The organism is Pseudoalteromonas umbrosa, from assembly GCF_030125375.1.
GTDB lineage: Bacteria > Pseudomonadota > Gammaproteobacteria > Enterobacterales > Alteromonadaceae > Pseudoalteromonas > Pseudoalteromonas umbrosa.
This window is the reverse complement of record NZ_JASJUU010000003.1, coordinates 939,894-955,100: the sequence shown is the minus strand read 5'-3', so window position 1 is coordinate 955,100 and position 15,207 is coordinate 939,894. Positions and strand designations below refer to the sequence as shown.

Sequence of the window (15,207 nt, the reverse complement as noted above, 5' to 3'; positions counted from 1 at the left end):
TACTGAGTACCCAAATTACGCTCGTTTCTGATCTAAGCATGGTTGATATTTATAGCCTGCTGAATAAACACTGGTAATTAACATATGTTGGGGGGAAATAACCTTTAACTTCCGACCTAGGTTACGAATGTAGCTATTTATCGTATTTTCAGATACAACTCAATGATCTTTATAAATATGTTTACGTATATCCTCCCTGTTAAAAACGGTATGAGGATGACTATACAGTAAGCGAAATAAATTAAACTCAACTTCTGTGAGCTGCACTTCTCTATCCGCATACTTGACCGTAAAGTGGCTCTCAAGCCATTGAGTACGATGACGCATAGCCGCTAGTTTTTTGTAACCGATGTAACATAGCATTGATCCTTACTACCATTTCTTCAGGACAATAGGGTTAATGCTTCATTTCGTTCAAACAATAAAATTTTCGCCATAATACAAATTTAAGTTGGCATAACCCTCAAATAGCTCAAACCAACTTAAAAACCTCACAATGAAACTCAATGCAAGTATGACGGCTAACGGATCTTAATCGTCCAAACTTTTGAATACGTTCAAAGATGAATCTCGATATCAACACCGGATCACATCTTGAACTTACCTGTTGCCTCCATTAAGTGGTCTGAAGCATCGTGTAGCTGATGAGATACCTCATCTAAATCAGAAAACGAGGCATGTACTTGCTGCTGGGAAATATTCATTCTTTCAATCGTCTCAGCAACGATGTTAGCGACAGAGCTCTGCTGCTCCGCCGCAGACGCAATTTGATTATTCATCATGGTAATATTAGCTATCTTGCTTTGGATCTCCTCAAGCGCCTGCCCCGCGTTAAGCGATCGCGTTTCATTACTACTCGCTTGATCATTGGCTTGCGTCATCATCTTAACACTGCGATCAGCCGCATTTTGCAACGAGTCCAACAAAGTGCGTATTTCTGTCGTCGCATCGCCAGTTCTTGATGCTAGCGTTCTTACTTCATCGGCCACAACAGCAAATCCACGTCCTTGCTCGCCCGCCCTAGCAGCTTCAATCGCCGCGTTAAGCGCCAACAAATTTGTTTGTTCTGCAATCGAGCTTATTACATCTAAAATCGACGAAACGCTATCAGTGCCTTTAGCGAGATCATTAACCGCATCAGCTGCCTCTCCAATTTGTAAATTTAAATCTTTGGAATTTGCAATGTTATCCGATACCGCCTTAAGGCCATTTTGCGCTTCAACTTCCGTTTCTTGCGCCGCAGTGTTAGCCGCAGAGGCAGCTTCACTAATGCTCGTTATTGACTGAATGAGTTCATTGATAGACTGCTGGGTTTGAGATGCTTGAGACGCTTGTTCGTCTGTAAGAGTGCGCACATTTTCAGTGCTGTGGACTAATTTTTTTGACGTATCTAACAAAGGCTGCGAAACCGCCATTACGCCTTTAATGGACTCTGTTAAGGTATCCATAAACTTGTTAAAGTTAAACGCAGTGCGCCCTAACTCATCTTTGCCAATCACGGTTAAGCGTTGATTTAAATTGCCTTTCCCATCAGCAAGCTCCCTTAAAGATGCACGCAGTGCGTTGGCGGTACTACTGATGTTTCTCGCCACAGACAGTGCCACAACCAATAACAAAATGCTCAACACAAGACCTGCTTGCACCGACATCCAAAGCCCATCGTTACCGCTTTGATTTGCTTTTTCTATGGTTTCCTTAAAGTACTGTCCGACCAACTCCCTATAATTTGTTAAGTCAGCGTCTGTTTGCTCAAATAAATTGGCTTTTTGCTTTGCAAGCGTTGGTAACTGACTAAAATCAATGGTGTTTGTGATCATCCCATCAGCTAGCTTTTCAGACAGCTTTCGATATTGGTCAATCACCACTAATTGCTCGTTAAGCATTGCCCGATTGTTATCATCTAAATCAGCTAGTTGGGCAATATTATCTGTCAATTCAGCTACTGTCTGCGACGCTTGAGCAAGTACATCTTTGTCTGCAAAAGACACAGATTGACTGAATAACTCATCTGCTCTTTTGATAAGAACACTATTAATCGTTGATAATTGAACCGTTTTATATATTTTTTGCTCCAACAATAACAACTCTTGTTGCGTACTTTTAAAAGCAGCAAAGTTTATAATTAAGTTGATAATAAAGACAGAAATGGACAGAGCCACAATCAGACAAACTTTATAAAATAGCGGAAGGTTTTTGAACCACAGCATGTTCAGTATCCTGCATGAGCGTCATTAGAAAAGCAGTCGGGATAACCCATACAGCTTCATTTGGTGCATTTGTAAATATAATCTTGGACAAAATTGTATAAATTGCCAATTATTCGACAATTTTCGGGAAATCTAATCATTTCGTCTTCGTAATAGGAAATTTTTTTTACAAACTAGTAAATAAGTAATCTTGTTCTACGGTTAGAGTGGTGCATGTAGTCGGTTGCACCTAATACAACCACAGGACAGGGTGAAACTATGAAATCTAATAATGCTGTAAAGTTGTTAATTGGGGGAGCGCTTGCATCATGTAGCTTCTGCAGTTACGCAGACGTGGTATTTAATGGCTTCGCATCACTGCGCGCAACCTCAGCGGACAGTGACGGCGGAACATCTGCATTTCCCACACACAAAGCCGATGGAGATATCTCATTCTCAGATGAATCTCTATTTGCGCTGCAAGCAAGAACCGACCTTGGTGAAGGACTCAGTGCAACTATTCAAATTATGGCTGAAGGCACTGAGGATTTTGACGCAGAGGCTCGTTGGGCATACATCAGTTATGAGCTATCTCCTCAGCACACCATTAGCATGGGCCGCTTTGCAAACCCAAGTTTTTACCAATCTGAATATCAAAACGTCGGCTTTACCAATAATTTTGGCCGCCTTCCTCGAGCAGTGTATGCCGGTTTTGATTTTTCGACCATTGAAGGGATAGCGTTAGACAGTAATTTCACTTTTGGTGATTACTCATTAGTTACTAAAGTGCTCTATGGTAATTGGGATGGCACCACCTTCCTTGCTGCTACACAAAATGACGAAACATTTGGCTTTAAAGACGAAATTTCTGTCAGAGTGGAGCTAAGCAAAGACTGGTGGACTGTATTTGCAGGCTTCTTCATGGTAGAAATTGAAGGCGGCAGTGTCGACAGTAACGCCATTTTAGGTGCCACTAAAGGTGCTGTCGAGCTGGCAGTTAGCCAGGGCGCGACAGCGCAACAGGTTGCAGAATACGAAAGCGCTGTTATTTGGGGTGGTAAAGATGGTCTGTATGGTTACTCAGGTTTTCATATCGACTACGATAAATTTATTGTTGATTTCGAATTCGCTAATTACGGTGTAGAAGACTCATCTGATGGCTTTAACCGTGCTTGGTATACTGCATTTGGTTATCGTTTAATGGATAAAACGATTGTCACTGTTCATCACGAAAAATCGATTCAAGATGAGGGCGATTTAGAGTTCCTCAAAGGTATCTCTCACCCAACCTTATTTGCTACCGCAAAAGCATTAAGAAATACACTGTCGCTCAGAGAGTTTGATGCTATTGGTGTGTCAGTTCGCTATGATTTTCACTCTAATGCCGCGTTCAAATTCCAGTATTTATCTGGTGAAGACACGCGTCCCAACGTCCAAGATTTTACTGTCTTGAGCGCTGGCGTAGACATCGTTTTTTAGTGGGGTGAAAACATGAAAGCTATATTACTGACTACTGTACTTATGTTATCCACCTCAGCGCATGCGGTTGATGTGGTTGTTCATCCTTCTAATAACGCCGCACTAGATAAAGGTAAAATAGAGCAAATATTTTTGGGTAAATTAAAAACGTTTGATGGCTCAGCCAAAGTTATTCCCATTAGCCAAGTTGACAGCAACCCAGTAACAGAGGAGTTCAATACAAAGGTCGTTGGTCGCAGTGCTAGCCAGCTTAAAGCCTATTGGTCTAAGCTATTGTTTACCGGTAAAGGCCAACCTCCTAAAAGTATGGCTAATGATCAGGAAGTTATGAAATTAGTTGCTGATAATCCAAATGTAATTGGCTATGTCACCAGTGGCAGTGCCGACAGCAATGTTAAGGTACTTATGTCCTTCTAAGGCGATTCAATCAAGTTATAAAACTGATCAATTGCTTTAGTATACAAGAAGCTCTGCTCTAGCAGAGCTTCCATAACACCACTGCGTTTTGCTTTTTCAATTTCCAATTCAATTGACGCTTTATGGTCTAAACAGGGGCTGAAATTAGATAAAGCTAAGTACACATGATTAATTTGAATAGGCTCAGGTAACATAGCCAAAGGCACTGTTTTACCAGATTCAAACCACGTATTAATTGTTTGCCACTGAGGCGCGATAAAATAATCGATCCTTTTTAATTTAACCAATTGAATTGCTTTAGCAATGCTATCGGTATGAAGTAATTGTAAATTGTCTATCTCGAGGTTAAGCGCAGGATCAGGTTTGAGCGACATATCGCGCAGAATTGCGCCTCTCAAACCATATAACTTGTTAATGTTCATAACGCGTTTACCACGGCGATAAAATACTGCATAAGCAGAATCAGTAATGGCGGGGTGCAACACGGTAAACCAATCTTCAGGGTAGTCATCACTTTGTAGACCTACAAACATGTCAATATGACCATCGCGCGCCCATTGCATCACTCGCTGCATTGGTGCAGGTTTTGCCACTTCAACAGTGATTTCTTTAGGTATAATGGTGCGGACAAACTCAAAGCCTATCCCTACCTGCTTTTCATCATTTATTGCATAACTAATAGGCGGCATATCTGGGCTACCGGATAAACGCACTAACGTGCACTGGGCGTCACTCGCGACACTTTTAAAAAGGCAAAAAAATAGACATATGCAACATTGCTTATTCATGCGGCTCTCGCGCCCACAAATTCCTATTGTTAGTTATAGACCATTTAGCATAAATAGACGTTGAATAAGTACTGACTATATAGTTTAAAAACTTCATTAAATTCAATTTTAAGCCTCTAAACTCAGCCATTCACATGATACAGTAGTGAAAAAATTAACTACTTGATGCCGTGCGTATTTTTAATTCTCTCAAATTTGTAGGTTTACTGAGCATTATGACAATGAGTACACTAACCTGCGCCAATAGCGCCCAACCTGATATTCGCCAGCTGCTTGGACAAAAGCTCATGCTGGACTTTCGCTACTTTTGCCAAAACGACGTCCAATGCCGTCAGCCCATGACGACCTTGCCCACTGAGTTGGCTTCATTTATCAAACAATATCATATTGGTGGCGTGATTTTATTTGCTGAGAATGTGCAGCAAACAGCACAAATCATTAAACTCACAACCGACTTACAACAAGCCAGCGAGACACCACTATTTATTTCTATTGACCAAGAAGGCGGACGCGTAGCGCGGATCAATCGTGCAGAAGCAACCTCGTTTACTGGCAATATGAGCATAGGTGCAACCTATAAAAAATACGGTGATAAGTATGCAACAAGCGTTGCAACAGTCATCGCTAAAGAGCTCAGCAGTCTTGGGATCAACGTTAACTTTGCGCCTACTGTTGATGTAAACGCCAACCCACTGAACCCAGTTATTAATGTCCGCTCTTTTGGCGAAGACCCAAAACAAGTTGCACTTTTAGGCGCTGCACAAGTGAAAGCATTTGAGCATCACGGGGTTATTTCTGCACTCAAGCATTTTCCTGGTCACGGTGATACCCATGTAGACAGCCATACTGGACTGCCAAAAGTTGACCATACATTGGCACAAATTGAGCGCCAAGACCTTTACCCTTTTGCACATATTATCAAGCAACAACAACCGGGTATGATCATGACTGCGCACATTCAATACCCAGAATTGGACAGCAGTACAGTGACGAATAAGCAAGGTGACAAAATGATACGCCCAGCCACTATGTCACGTGCCATTATGCATGACTTACTTAGAGGTAAAATGAATTATCAAGGCGTAACTATCACTGACGCGCTTGATATGGCTGGTGTAAGTGACTTCTTTACGCCTATTGATGCGGTAATTGAAACCTTTAATGCAGGGGTGGATATTGCGCTGATGCCAATACAAATTAGAAATCCAAAAGATTTAGTACAATTTGCCACGTTTTTTGACGCACTCGTTAACGCAGCAGCAACGGGTGAATTAAATCAACAAGACCTCATTCAATCAAATCAACGAATTGCCGAACTCAAATCTCGCATGCTTAGCAAAAACGGAACACCCAGTCTTGCTATCGCTAAAAGCATGCTTGGCAACCCTCAGCACAGAAAAGTTGAAGCCGAATTAGCGCTTGCGGCAATAACCGAGGTGAAAAATCAAAACATGCTGCCAATTAAAGCTGAAGAGGGTGCACATATTCATTTAATTATGCCTGATAGACAAAAAGCCGCGGCTTTAAAGCAAGCCTTGCTAACTGAAATAAATAAAAACATTACGATTTCAATTACTAGCCTTCAAGCTTTTAAACCAGAGCGAGCAAAGCAGGGAATTTTACAAGCTGATTGGGTAATAAGCGCCTATGCATCACCCGAGCAAAGCGCAGCAGAAATTGGTGGAATGGATGACTTAGCTGAGTTAGTGTCTTATGAAGTATCTAAGCAGCAGCAACCCAAAGCATTATTCGAACTCATGCAGTTTGCGCATACACATAAAAAAGAAAGTTTATTTATCAGCTTACGCGCACCATATGAAATTGCAAAATATGCACCGTACAATCAAGCGGTTTTAGCAAGCTATGCCTATAATGTGGATGTAGTTATTGAAAATGATGTGCGCGGGCCTGCATATACAGCATTGGCAAAGGTGATCACTGGTAACGCAAAAGCTTATGGGAGATTACCTGTCAGCATCGATAATAAGTGACCCAAACAGTAATACGTCACCTAGAAGTCGCCCCGCATTGATGAAATCACGTCTATTTTTGTGGGGGTAATATGGATCCAAAGGCGTCCTTAACGGCACCTAACGCGATTCGTGAAATGATTAGAGCCGGGGATTATTCAGGTCCAACCAATGGATTTGTACCTGGCTTCACGCAATGTAATATTGTGATTTTGCCTAAGGCTTACGCTTTTGACTTTCAAAAGTATTGCCAAAATAACCATGATTGTTGTCCCTTATTAGCAACCAGTGTAAACGACGGCGAATACCACGTAAACGCACTGGGCAGTAACATCGACATACGTACAGATGTCCCTAAATATCGGGTGCTTCGCGACGGGCAACTGGTAGATGAAGTCACTGACATTGAAAAGCTTTGGCGCGATGACTTCGTCACTTTCGCGCTTGCCAGCTATGTCGCCTTTGATTATGTCTTACACACTTTTGGTTTTGATCACACCACGTCCAGCCCTGCACATACCCTACCCATGTATATCAGCAACATACCCAGTGAGCCGGTGGGGCCGTTCAAGGGGAATAAAGTGGTCTGTTTAAGACCAATGGATACACAAGAAATTATTCGCGCCATACAAGCAGGTAGTATCAGTCGCGTGCCACATGGTATTCCTGTTCATTTTGGCAACCCAGCTGATATTGGGATTAATAATTTGCAAAAGCCCAACTTTGGCGACCCGATTTTCATACCAGACAATAAGCAACCTGTATTTTGGACAACCAGCCTCACAGCTCATCTTGCAATTACCCGTGCAGCGCCAGAATTGTGTATTATAAACAGTCCTCAACATATGTTGGTCACAGATAGGCCAGATATGGATCTGTTAATACAATAATTAAAAGTAGGTTGGCATGCTGTTAAATTGTGATTTGGGTGAAAGCTTTGGTGCTTGGGAAATGGGACTTGATAAAGAGGCTATGCCATTCATAGACATGGCAAACGTTGCATGTGGATTTCACGCAGGTGATCCAAGTGTTATGCAAAAAACCATAGCACTTGCTAAGCAGCATGATGTACTCCTTGGTGCCCACCCTAGTTACCCTGATCTGCAAGGTTTTGGCCGCCGCTCGCTCACTATGGCTAAACAAGAGCTCATAAACTGTATCCACTATCAAATAGCAGCGCTAGAGGGGATGGCAAAAGTTGCTGGAATGACGCTCAGTTATGTTAAGCCCCATGGCGCGCTATACAACGACATGATGCGTGATGAGTCTATCTTAACGACGCTCATCGAAGCGATACATCAATACCCAAGTGAGCTGAAGTTAATGATTCTAGCCACATCGCGAGCAAAGCAACACCGCGCTCTTGCTCAGCAACATAAGGTGACTTTACTCATGGAAGCGTTTGCCGATAGGTTGTATACCGATGAAGGCATGCTCACACCTCGCTCTGAGCCTCACGCAGTGCATAGCGAAGAGAAATTATTAGAGCAAGTAAAGCTTCTCGCTGGCAGTCAGTCAGTGATAACCGCAAGCGGACACAAACTAGCGCTAGCAGCAGACACGCTGTGCGTGCACGGCGATAACCTTCACGCCATAAAACAAATAGAAAAAATAAGAAAGATACTCAACGGTTCAATGTAACTATTTTCGTCTTATGTAGGGATAACTATGGAGCTGATCACACCGCGATTAAGACTCAGGCCGCTGACTAAAAATGACTGGCAACTATTTAAGAGATTAAATCAAAATCCAGATGTCATGGCTTACGTCGCAGATATACAAGCACATCAAGCTTTGAAATCACGTTTTGATGAACGCTGTGCTCGTTGGCAAAAACAAACTGATGCATGGCTCACGCTAGTCATCGAGCGAGTTGATACAGAAGAATGCATTGGCTTACATGGATTTAAAAGCTTCTCAGATAAGCCAAGCATTGCAGAGTTGGGGTTTATGTTGTGTCCCACTCAACAAGGCTACGGCTTTGCATTTGAAGCATCCGAAGCCGTTATAGACTATGCATTTACTCACCTAGGTTATGACACATTATCGGCTACTGTCACTGTCGGAAATAATGCATCTGAGCAATTACTTAACAAGCTCGGGTTTACTACTTTTCAAGTCATTAAACAGAATTATCAAATAGGTGAACAGCTATTTGATGATCTTCAACTTACTTTGCGTAATCCAAATCTATAAAACATAAAAGCGCCACCCTGCGTAAACTAGGTGGCGCTTGGTCTGTCCAAGATTTCGCTTGGAACATGAATGTACGCGATTTAGAAAGGACCAGCGTTTACATCAGGCGACTGCCATAAGCTAGACCAGACGAAATTACCATGGACATAAAAGATAGTATCTCCATGAATAACGCCTCTATCATCTGCTGCGCGTACATAAGGAACGCTTTGTTGTGGCTCATCATAGGTTGCAACACTACTACCGATGTAAGTTAAAGAGCCCGAACCTGCAGTGCTAACTTCAAATGCTGCCAGCGCATTAATATTGCCCCAAGCACTCGTATTATCATCTTGAATTGTCACTTCCCAGGACTCTACCGGTAACGTCATGCGGAACATTTGCTCACTCACTTTTAAGTAACTAAATGCATGATGATCGAATTCAACCGGCGTATAGCCACCTGCAAAAACATGTTCTTTGATTAAAGTAGGGGTAGACATATTACTGACATCGAACAAACTCACTTTTGCCCCAACGGCAGGCACGGTACTACTCGAAGAATTATCGCCACCGTCATCAACAGGCTCTGACACAAACCCAAAATCATTCACATTTTGGCCTATGCCGATAAGTAAGCTGTCAGATACGGGGTGAAGATAAGCCGAGTAACCAGGGATTTCAAGTGCGCCTGCTATGATAGGTTCGCTAGGTTTGGATAAATCAATCACATAAAGCGGATCTATCTGCCGAAAAGTAACCACATAAGCTCTATCTTCCATAAAGCGTACTGCATAGATATTTTCTTCAACTAATCCATTAGACTCAACTTTTCCTATCGGGGTAGAGTGAGTTTCATTTGGCAAACGAGAAATAATTTCCAAATTTGTGCCTTGTTGCTGAAGAATAAAAAGTTGATGTACCATACCTTTGAGTTCATTAAACCGAGAGGTCACAACACGTAAATTGCCTTCATATTCACTGAGCCTAAACGCGGCATTACTGATATTAGCAACAACAATAGGCTCGATCATATTATTCAAAGCACTACCAAACCCCAATGCACCATCAACATTCCCTGACGCACTATAAGTGATAGAGCCGCCACTCAAAGAAAATTTATGTAAAGCCGTTTGGGTAAGATCGTCAAAACTGGCAACATCTGTTGGCCAAAATCGGTTATGTAAGTAGATACTCTCTTGGGATGCATAGACACCGTCTGCTGGTGCATTAATACAAGTTGACTCAAAATTAGTCGGGTCTTGCATAGAGAACTTAGTAATCGTTGTAATTGAGTTTGCACTATCAATAGCTGTTACATCAGTTGGAATGTAGCAATCATTGGCATCAAATAATGCCGACTCCTCTCCTGTTTTTAAATCCTTAATTTTGGGAATAAGCTCCGACACATTCAACTGATAGAGCGCCTGATACACAGCCAACTCTTCCGTTAACTCGGTGGTATATTCAGCCCTATATTTACTCACCACAAACAAGTCACCATTTATCACCCGGCTATCGAGAATATCTCCTTCAACTCGATATTGCTGTATTATTTGAGGCTGCTCTGGCGTCGCCACATCCGAAAAGCTGAGTTCAAACGTATTTAAATATGTGTTTGGCGAAGGGGATGTGGATGATGTTGCTTGATTTTCAGCTGGAGAATCCTCAAGGGTGAGCACCGGATATTTGAACACCGAAGCCAACTTTCCATTATTTAAATATAGCTCTTGTTGAGCATATAGATTTTGCGAAGCATCTAGGCGCGCAACTTCATTAATGCCATCATCCGTCCTCTTCATAATCCTGACATATTGTTTAAAATCAGCACCTTGAGAGAGCTCTTGAGCGGAATGCCCAGCTATGTAAAGATACTCCCCATCATATTCAATTCGATCGCCTTCATCCACGCCAGCTTCAACGACGTTAGTTGACGAAAAACCGAGGGATGATTCACCGTCGGCTCCAGGCGATGCATTCACAGGCACAGAGGTATCTGCTTGCTCCGTCGGTATACGGCTCAAAAACGCGCCATTTTTTAGTAATGTAGTAAATTCACTGGATGATGCTTTTTTAAGCTTAGATGAGGATTCATTTAACCAATTTAATTCTGGCACGCTGCTTGGTAATGTCGACTGTCCTTGATCTCCGTTATTATCACTATTGCTATTATTATCACTGCCACCTCCGCATGCAACTAATGCAGGTAGTACAGCCAATGCAATACCTGCTCGTAAAAACGAAAGAGTAACTTTTGAATAAAACATAGTTTTGCTCCTTGAATGAAAGTAACTTTACTTTAATACAGTGACGGCATTGTTCTGTTATTTCGCTCGATCTATTTGTTATTTAATGTAACCACTTCTGGTAATTACGAAAATTACTGGTAAATTTAGCTCTAGGTTTTACGGGAGTAAATTGATTGAAACAATTTTTCATTTTATTATCTCTGTGCTGCGGCTTCTTCACTACGGATAGCTTTGCAAACTGCAGTGAGAATAATGAGCAATGTACTGAAATAGGCAAATGGGAGTTTTCTGTTGCCGTTGGTGCTGGCGTCGCGACCAACCCAGTCAGAGACGGGGATAATGTTCCTTTAGTGATATTGCCTTATATTAATTACTATGGTGATAAGTTCTTCTTTGACAATACAACTACAGGCTACACTTTTGTAGAGCAGGACAGATTCGATGTCAGTTTCATTGCCCAACTCAACACCGAGCAAGCATATTTTGAACGATTCCACCCGAGCAATATTTTAGTAAAAAATACATTCACTGGAGAGTCAAGTAATCCGGTAATTACCCCTGAGCCCGATGAATCTAACCCGCCCACAAGCCAACCCGGATCAGATGGTGTTGACTCTGATGGAGATAGTGGCATTACCGATGACGGCAATGATTCAAATAATGATAAAGAAGAACAGCCAGAGCCTAACGAGCCTGCAGAATCTATTTCACTAGATACAATTTCTAAACGAGATTGGGCTTTGGACGGCGGTATTCTTGCACATTGGTACTTTGAAAACTCATCTAAATTAACCCTAGTTTGGCTCCATGACGTTACAAATACTTATCAAGGTTATCATGGTAGCCTCGATTACAGTTTTGTTATTCCAATACAAACTGACAACCCATCTCGGTTAAAAATCAAACTTGGTGCAGAGTACAAGGGCAAAGCTTTAGTTGATTACTATTATGGGATCAGCCTCAAGGACTCGCAGTCACAACATCACTTATATCAAGGGAAATCTACTGTAAATCCTTATGTAGGTGTTGCTTTTAACTATAAATTAAACTCGAGCTGGCAATTAAAGTTCAGTGCAAGACATACTTGGCTGGGTTCCGGCATTAAAGAGAGTCCTCTTGTGGATCAAAACTCTTCGTCCAATATTTTTATTGGGGGATTATATGAGTTTTAAGCGGTCCTCTATCCTCGCTTTGTGTTTGTTATTATCAAAAACTGCCAACGCTGAAATTAATGCATTACCAGTAAAGAAAGCAAAGCTTGAGATTAAGCCTATGGTTTGTATGGTTAAATCAATAGGCCAAATTTGCGAAATGACGATTTCGGTCGACTGGTCTATACAGACGCCACAAAATGTATGCTTATTTAAAAACGAGACATCTTTACAGTGTTGGAAAAACAAGCAAAAAGCTAAAACTAATATCAGTATCTCAATTTCTGAAGACATGATTTTTTCACTCAGAAACGAAAAAATGCATGTATTAGCAAATCAGAAAGTAAAGATAAACGCAGCTGTAAGCCGAAAATATAGGCGCAAACTAAAATCTGACTGGAGCTTTTTTTAATGGCTAAAGTAATCCTTGTTGAAGACGATGAAAGACTTGCAACACTAACTGGGCAATTTCTTGAAAGTAACAACTTTTCTGTCACCATAGTTAATGATGGTGCAAAAGCAGTAAATACCATCATAGACCAGCAGCCTGATGTTGTTATCTTAGATATTATGTTACCCAATTTAGACGGTTTCTCTATTTGTAGAGAAATAAGACAGGCCTATTCAGGCCCTGTACTGTTTTTAACAGCCAAAGATAGTGATTTTGATCATGTAAGAGGCTTGGAAATAGGTGCAGATGATTATGTCATAAAGCCAGTAGAGCCATACGTATTGCTCGCCCGAGTTAATGCCTTACTGCGGCGCGGAGGAAAACAACAAGAAGAAAGTACTGACAATATCAAACTTGGCCAATTAGAAGTAGACAAAGCTGCCCGTAAAGCCTATCTATCGGGCCAAGAAGTGGAATTGACCAGCTATGAATTCGATCTGCTATGGGAGCTTGCAAACAACGCAGGACAAACTCTAAGCCGTGAGCATATTTATAATCAAGTCGTTGGACGTGAATATGATGGTTTAGACCGTAGTGTAGATGTGCGAATTTCTCGCCTACGTAAAAAACTAGGGGACAACCCAGAGCAACCATTTAGATTAGTGACTGTTTGGGGTAAAGGTTACTTGTGCTCTAAATCAGCTTGGGATTGAGGTGTCATGCTCCGACTGTTAGCAAGTTTATATTTCTTTGTTTTCTTTAGTATCATTGCTATCAATCAAAGTAGTGAGTACATATGGAAACACTGGGGTAATCAAACCCCTAATGAATTAGGCTATGCAAAGCAAGTTGCGGACAATTTAAGAGACGTTTTAAACACCGTTGGTATTGAAAATTATCCTAATAAGAGCAGCCTAGATATTATTAATATTAACGATGTCGCTTGGTTTCCAGAGCAGCGCACTGCGCTAGGCAAGGGAGAAGTGGTCATTTCATTTGACAGTAATGATAATTACCAACTATTCATGCTATTAGCTGATGAAATAAGTATCGTCAAACTGGGACCTTTCGAACCCAAACGCCCCTCTATATGGACTAAATATGGCTTTAAGCTCGTTTCTTTTTCTATTTTAGCCTTGTTGTTAGTCCTGTGGTTGCGTCCTCTTTGGCGCGACTTAGAGCAGCTTAAGCGTATTACAGAGCAGCTAGCGACCGGTCAACTAGATATTGAGACCAAACCATCGCGATTTTCTGCCATCTCAACGCTTACTCAGCATATACAAAAACTTGCATTGCAAACAGCAAGCCTGATGCAAAACCAAAAACACTTGGTAAACGCAGTATCACATGAATTGAGAACACCACTTGCGAGATTAAAATTTGCACTCGCAATGTTAGCACCAAAAGATCCTCAGCAAGTCCAAGCAATGAGTCAAGATGTCACAGAAATGGAGCTGTTAATTGACGAAATGCTGAGTTATGCACGTTTAGAGTTTTCTGAGCGTGAGATGAGTAAAACTAACATCCCATTGAGTGACTTAGTCGAGGCGCAAATAGGCAAATGCTTAGGAGCATCTAACAAGCAGGTTGAACATAGCATAGCTCAAGACATCTATGTTTTTGGTAATGATCATTATCTAGCGCGTGTTTTACAAAATTTACTGCAAAACGCTGAGAAATATGGCGCTCAAAAAATTAAGATAGAGCTCAAGCTGCGGGATAATCATGTGATTTTATCTGTATCTGATGATGGCCCGGGTATTCCAGTAGATAAGCGTGACAGTGTATTTAGCCCGTTTACACGCCTCGATAGTAGTCGTAGCAAGGAAACTGGCGGCTTTGGCCTTGGGCTCGCTATAGTGACAAAGATACTTAGTTGGCACAATGGTAAGTGCTGGGTAACAGAGTCTGAAATGCTTGGAGCAACCTTCAACGTTTCTTTACCTGCACATAGAAACACTAATATTTAACTGATCGCCTAAGTACTTTTGTCTGTGCTCTTTTGTTTTTGGTGTCTAAACGTTTTCTCTGTGAGCTTCTTGTTGGCTTTGTCTGTCGACGCACTTTCTCAACCTTAATCGCATCAAGGATAAGTTGCTTTAATCGATTAAGCGCATCCTCTTTATTTTGCTCTTGAGTTCGATACGTTTGCGCTTTTAGCACAATAACACCCTCTTTACTGATCCGATTGTCTTTTAGTGCCAGTAGACGATCTTTGTAAAATGCAGGGAGTGTAGAGCGCTTAATATCAAATCGTAAGTGTATCGCCGAAGACACCTTGTTTACATTTTGCCCCCCGGCCCCTTGTGCTCTAATTGCCGATAACTCTATTTCCCAATCAGACAGCTCTACATTATTTGATAGACGTAACATACTAACTTAATTGCCCTTTTGAATTGGT

The 15,207-nt window shown here is 41.6% G+C and carries 14 protein-coding genes; 10 read left to right on the top strand and 4 right to left on the bottom strand.

Translation table 11 applies throughout. The annotated features are described in order from the left end of the window. Nucleotides 1–587: 587 nt before the first annotated feature. Nucleotides 588–2,207, bottom strand: a complete 1,620-nt coding sequence (locus tag QNM16_RS13965) for a methyl-accepting chemotaxis protein (RefSeq protein WP_284021058.1) — start codon at nucleotides 2,205–2,207, stop codon at nucleotides 588–590. 258 nt (nucleotides 2,208–2,465) lie between these two features. On the opposite strand from QNM16_RS13965, the gene QNM16_RS13960 reads away from it, so the two are divergent. Further along, nucleotides 2,466–3,665 (top strand): hypothetical protein, encoded by a 1,200-nt coding sequence (locus tag QNM16_RS13960; protein WP_284021057.1) that lies wholly within the window; start codon nucleotides 2,466–2,468, stop codon nucleotides 3,663–3,665. 12 nt (nucleotides 3,666–3,677) lie between these two features. Then, nucleotides 3,678–4,082, top strand: a complete 405-nt coding sequence (locus QNM16_RS13955) for a type 2 periplasmic-binding domain-containing protein (protein ID WP_284021056.1) — start codon at nucleotides 3,678–3,680, stop codon at nucleotides 4,080–4,082. Here the strand turns inward: QNM16_RS13955 and QNM16_RS13950 are convergent. Next, a complete protein-coding gene (locus QNM16_RS13950) occupies nucleotides 4,079–4,795 on the bottom strand; it encodes a substrate-binding periplasmic protein (protein ID WP_284021055.1) in 717 nt (238 codons plus the stop codon). The genes QNM16_RS13955 and QNM16_RS13950 overlap by 4 nt on opposite strands. Nucleotides 4,796–5,091: 296 nt before the next feature. Here QNM16_RS13950 and QNM16_RS13945 point away from each other — a divergent pair, with 296 nt between their 5' ends. From QNM16_RS13945 to QNM16_RS13930, 4 genes are all read left to right on the top strand, one after another. Next, nucleotides 5,092–6,861, top strand: a complete 1,770-nt coding sequence (locus QNM16_RS13945) for a glycoside hydrolase family 3 protein (protein WP_284021054.1) — start codon at nucleotides 5,092–5,094, stop codon at nucleotides 6,859–6,861. Nucleotides 6,862–6,932: 71 nt separating this feature from the next. After that, nucleotides 6,933–7,730 carry a D-glutamate cyclase family protein gene (locus tag QNM16_RS13940; protein WP_284021053.1) on the top strand — a complete coding sequence of 266 codons (798 nt, stop codon included), beginning with the start codon at nucleotides 6,933–6,935 and terminating at the stop codon, nucleotides 7,728–7,730. A gap of 16 nt (nucleotides 7,731–7,746) precedes the next feature. Next, on the top strand, nucleotides 7,747–8,481 hold the full coding sequence (locus tag QNM16_RS13935) for a 5-oxoprolinase subunit PxpA (protein WP_284021052.1): 735 nt from the start codon (nucleotides 7,747–7,749) through the stop codon (nucleotides 8,479–8,481). A 27-nt stretch (nucleotides 8,482–8,508) separates the two neighbouring features. Then, a complete protein-coding gene (locus QNM16_RS13930; RefSeq protein ID WP_284021051.1) occupies nucleotides 8,509–9,036 on the top strand; it encodes a GNAT family N-acetyltransferase in 528 nt (175 codons plus the stop codon). 80 nt (nucleotides 9,037–9,116) lie between these two features. On the opposite strand, the gene QNM16_RS13925 is transcribed toward QNM16_RS13930, so the two are convergent. Continuing rightward, nucleotides 9,117–11,282, bottom strand: a complete 2,166-nt coding sequence (locus QNM16_RS13925) for a beta-propeller domain-containing protein (protein ID WP_284021050.1) — start codon at nucleotides 11,280–11,282, stop codon at nucleotides 9,117–9,119. Nucleotides 11,283–11,437: 155 nt separating this feature from the next. Between QNM16_RS13925 and QNM16_RS13920 the strand changes: the two genes are divergently transcribed. Genes QNM16_RS13920 through QNM16_RS13905 form a run of 4 tightly spaced genes read left to right on the top strand, consistent with a single transcriptional unit; the run spans nucleotide 11,438 to nucleotide 14,776 of the window. After that, on the top strand, nucleotides 11,438–12,436 hold the full coding sequence (locus QNM16_RS13920) for a MipA/OmpV family protein (protein WP_284021049.1): 999 nt from the start codon (nucleotides 11,438–11,440) through the stop codon (nucleotides 12,434–12,436). Further along, a complete protein-coding gene (locus tag QNM16_RS13915) occupies nucleotides 12,426–12,827 on the top strand; it encodes a DUF3019 domain-containing protein (RefSeq protein WP_284021048.1) in 402 nt (133 codons plus the stop codon). The genes QNM16_RS13920 and QNM16_RS13915 overlap by 11 nt, the downstream gene beginning before the upstream one ends. After that, the gene (locus QNM16_RS13910; RefSeq protein WP_284021047.1) at nucleotides 12,827–13,519 is read left to right on the top strand and encodes a response regulator transcription factor; all 693 of its coding nucleotides are present in this window, start codon (nucleotides 12,827–12,829) and stop codon (nucleotides 13,517–13,519) included. Before QNM16_RS13915 ends, QNM16_RS13910 begins: the two co-directional genes overlap by 1 nt. A 6-nt stretch (nucleotides 13,520–13,525) precedes the next feature. After that, nucleotides 13,526–14,776 (top strand): ATP-binding protein, encoded by a 1,251-nt coding sequence (locus QNM16_RS13905; RefSeq protein ID WP_284021046.1) that lies wholly within the window; start codon nucleotides 13,526–13,528, stop codon nucleotides 14,774–14,776. Here QNM16_RS13905 and arfB read toward each other — a convergent pair. Continuing rightward, a complete protein-coding gene (gene arfB, locus QNM16_RS13900) occupies nucleotides 14,766–15,179 on the bottom strand; it encodes an alternative ribosome rescue aminoacyl-tRNA hydrolase ArfB (protein WP_284021045.1) in 414 nt (137 codons plus the stop codon). The two genes, QNM16_RS13905 and arfB, sit on opposite strands and share 11 nt — an antisense overlap. Nucleotides 15,180–15,207 lie beyond the last annotated feature (28 nt).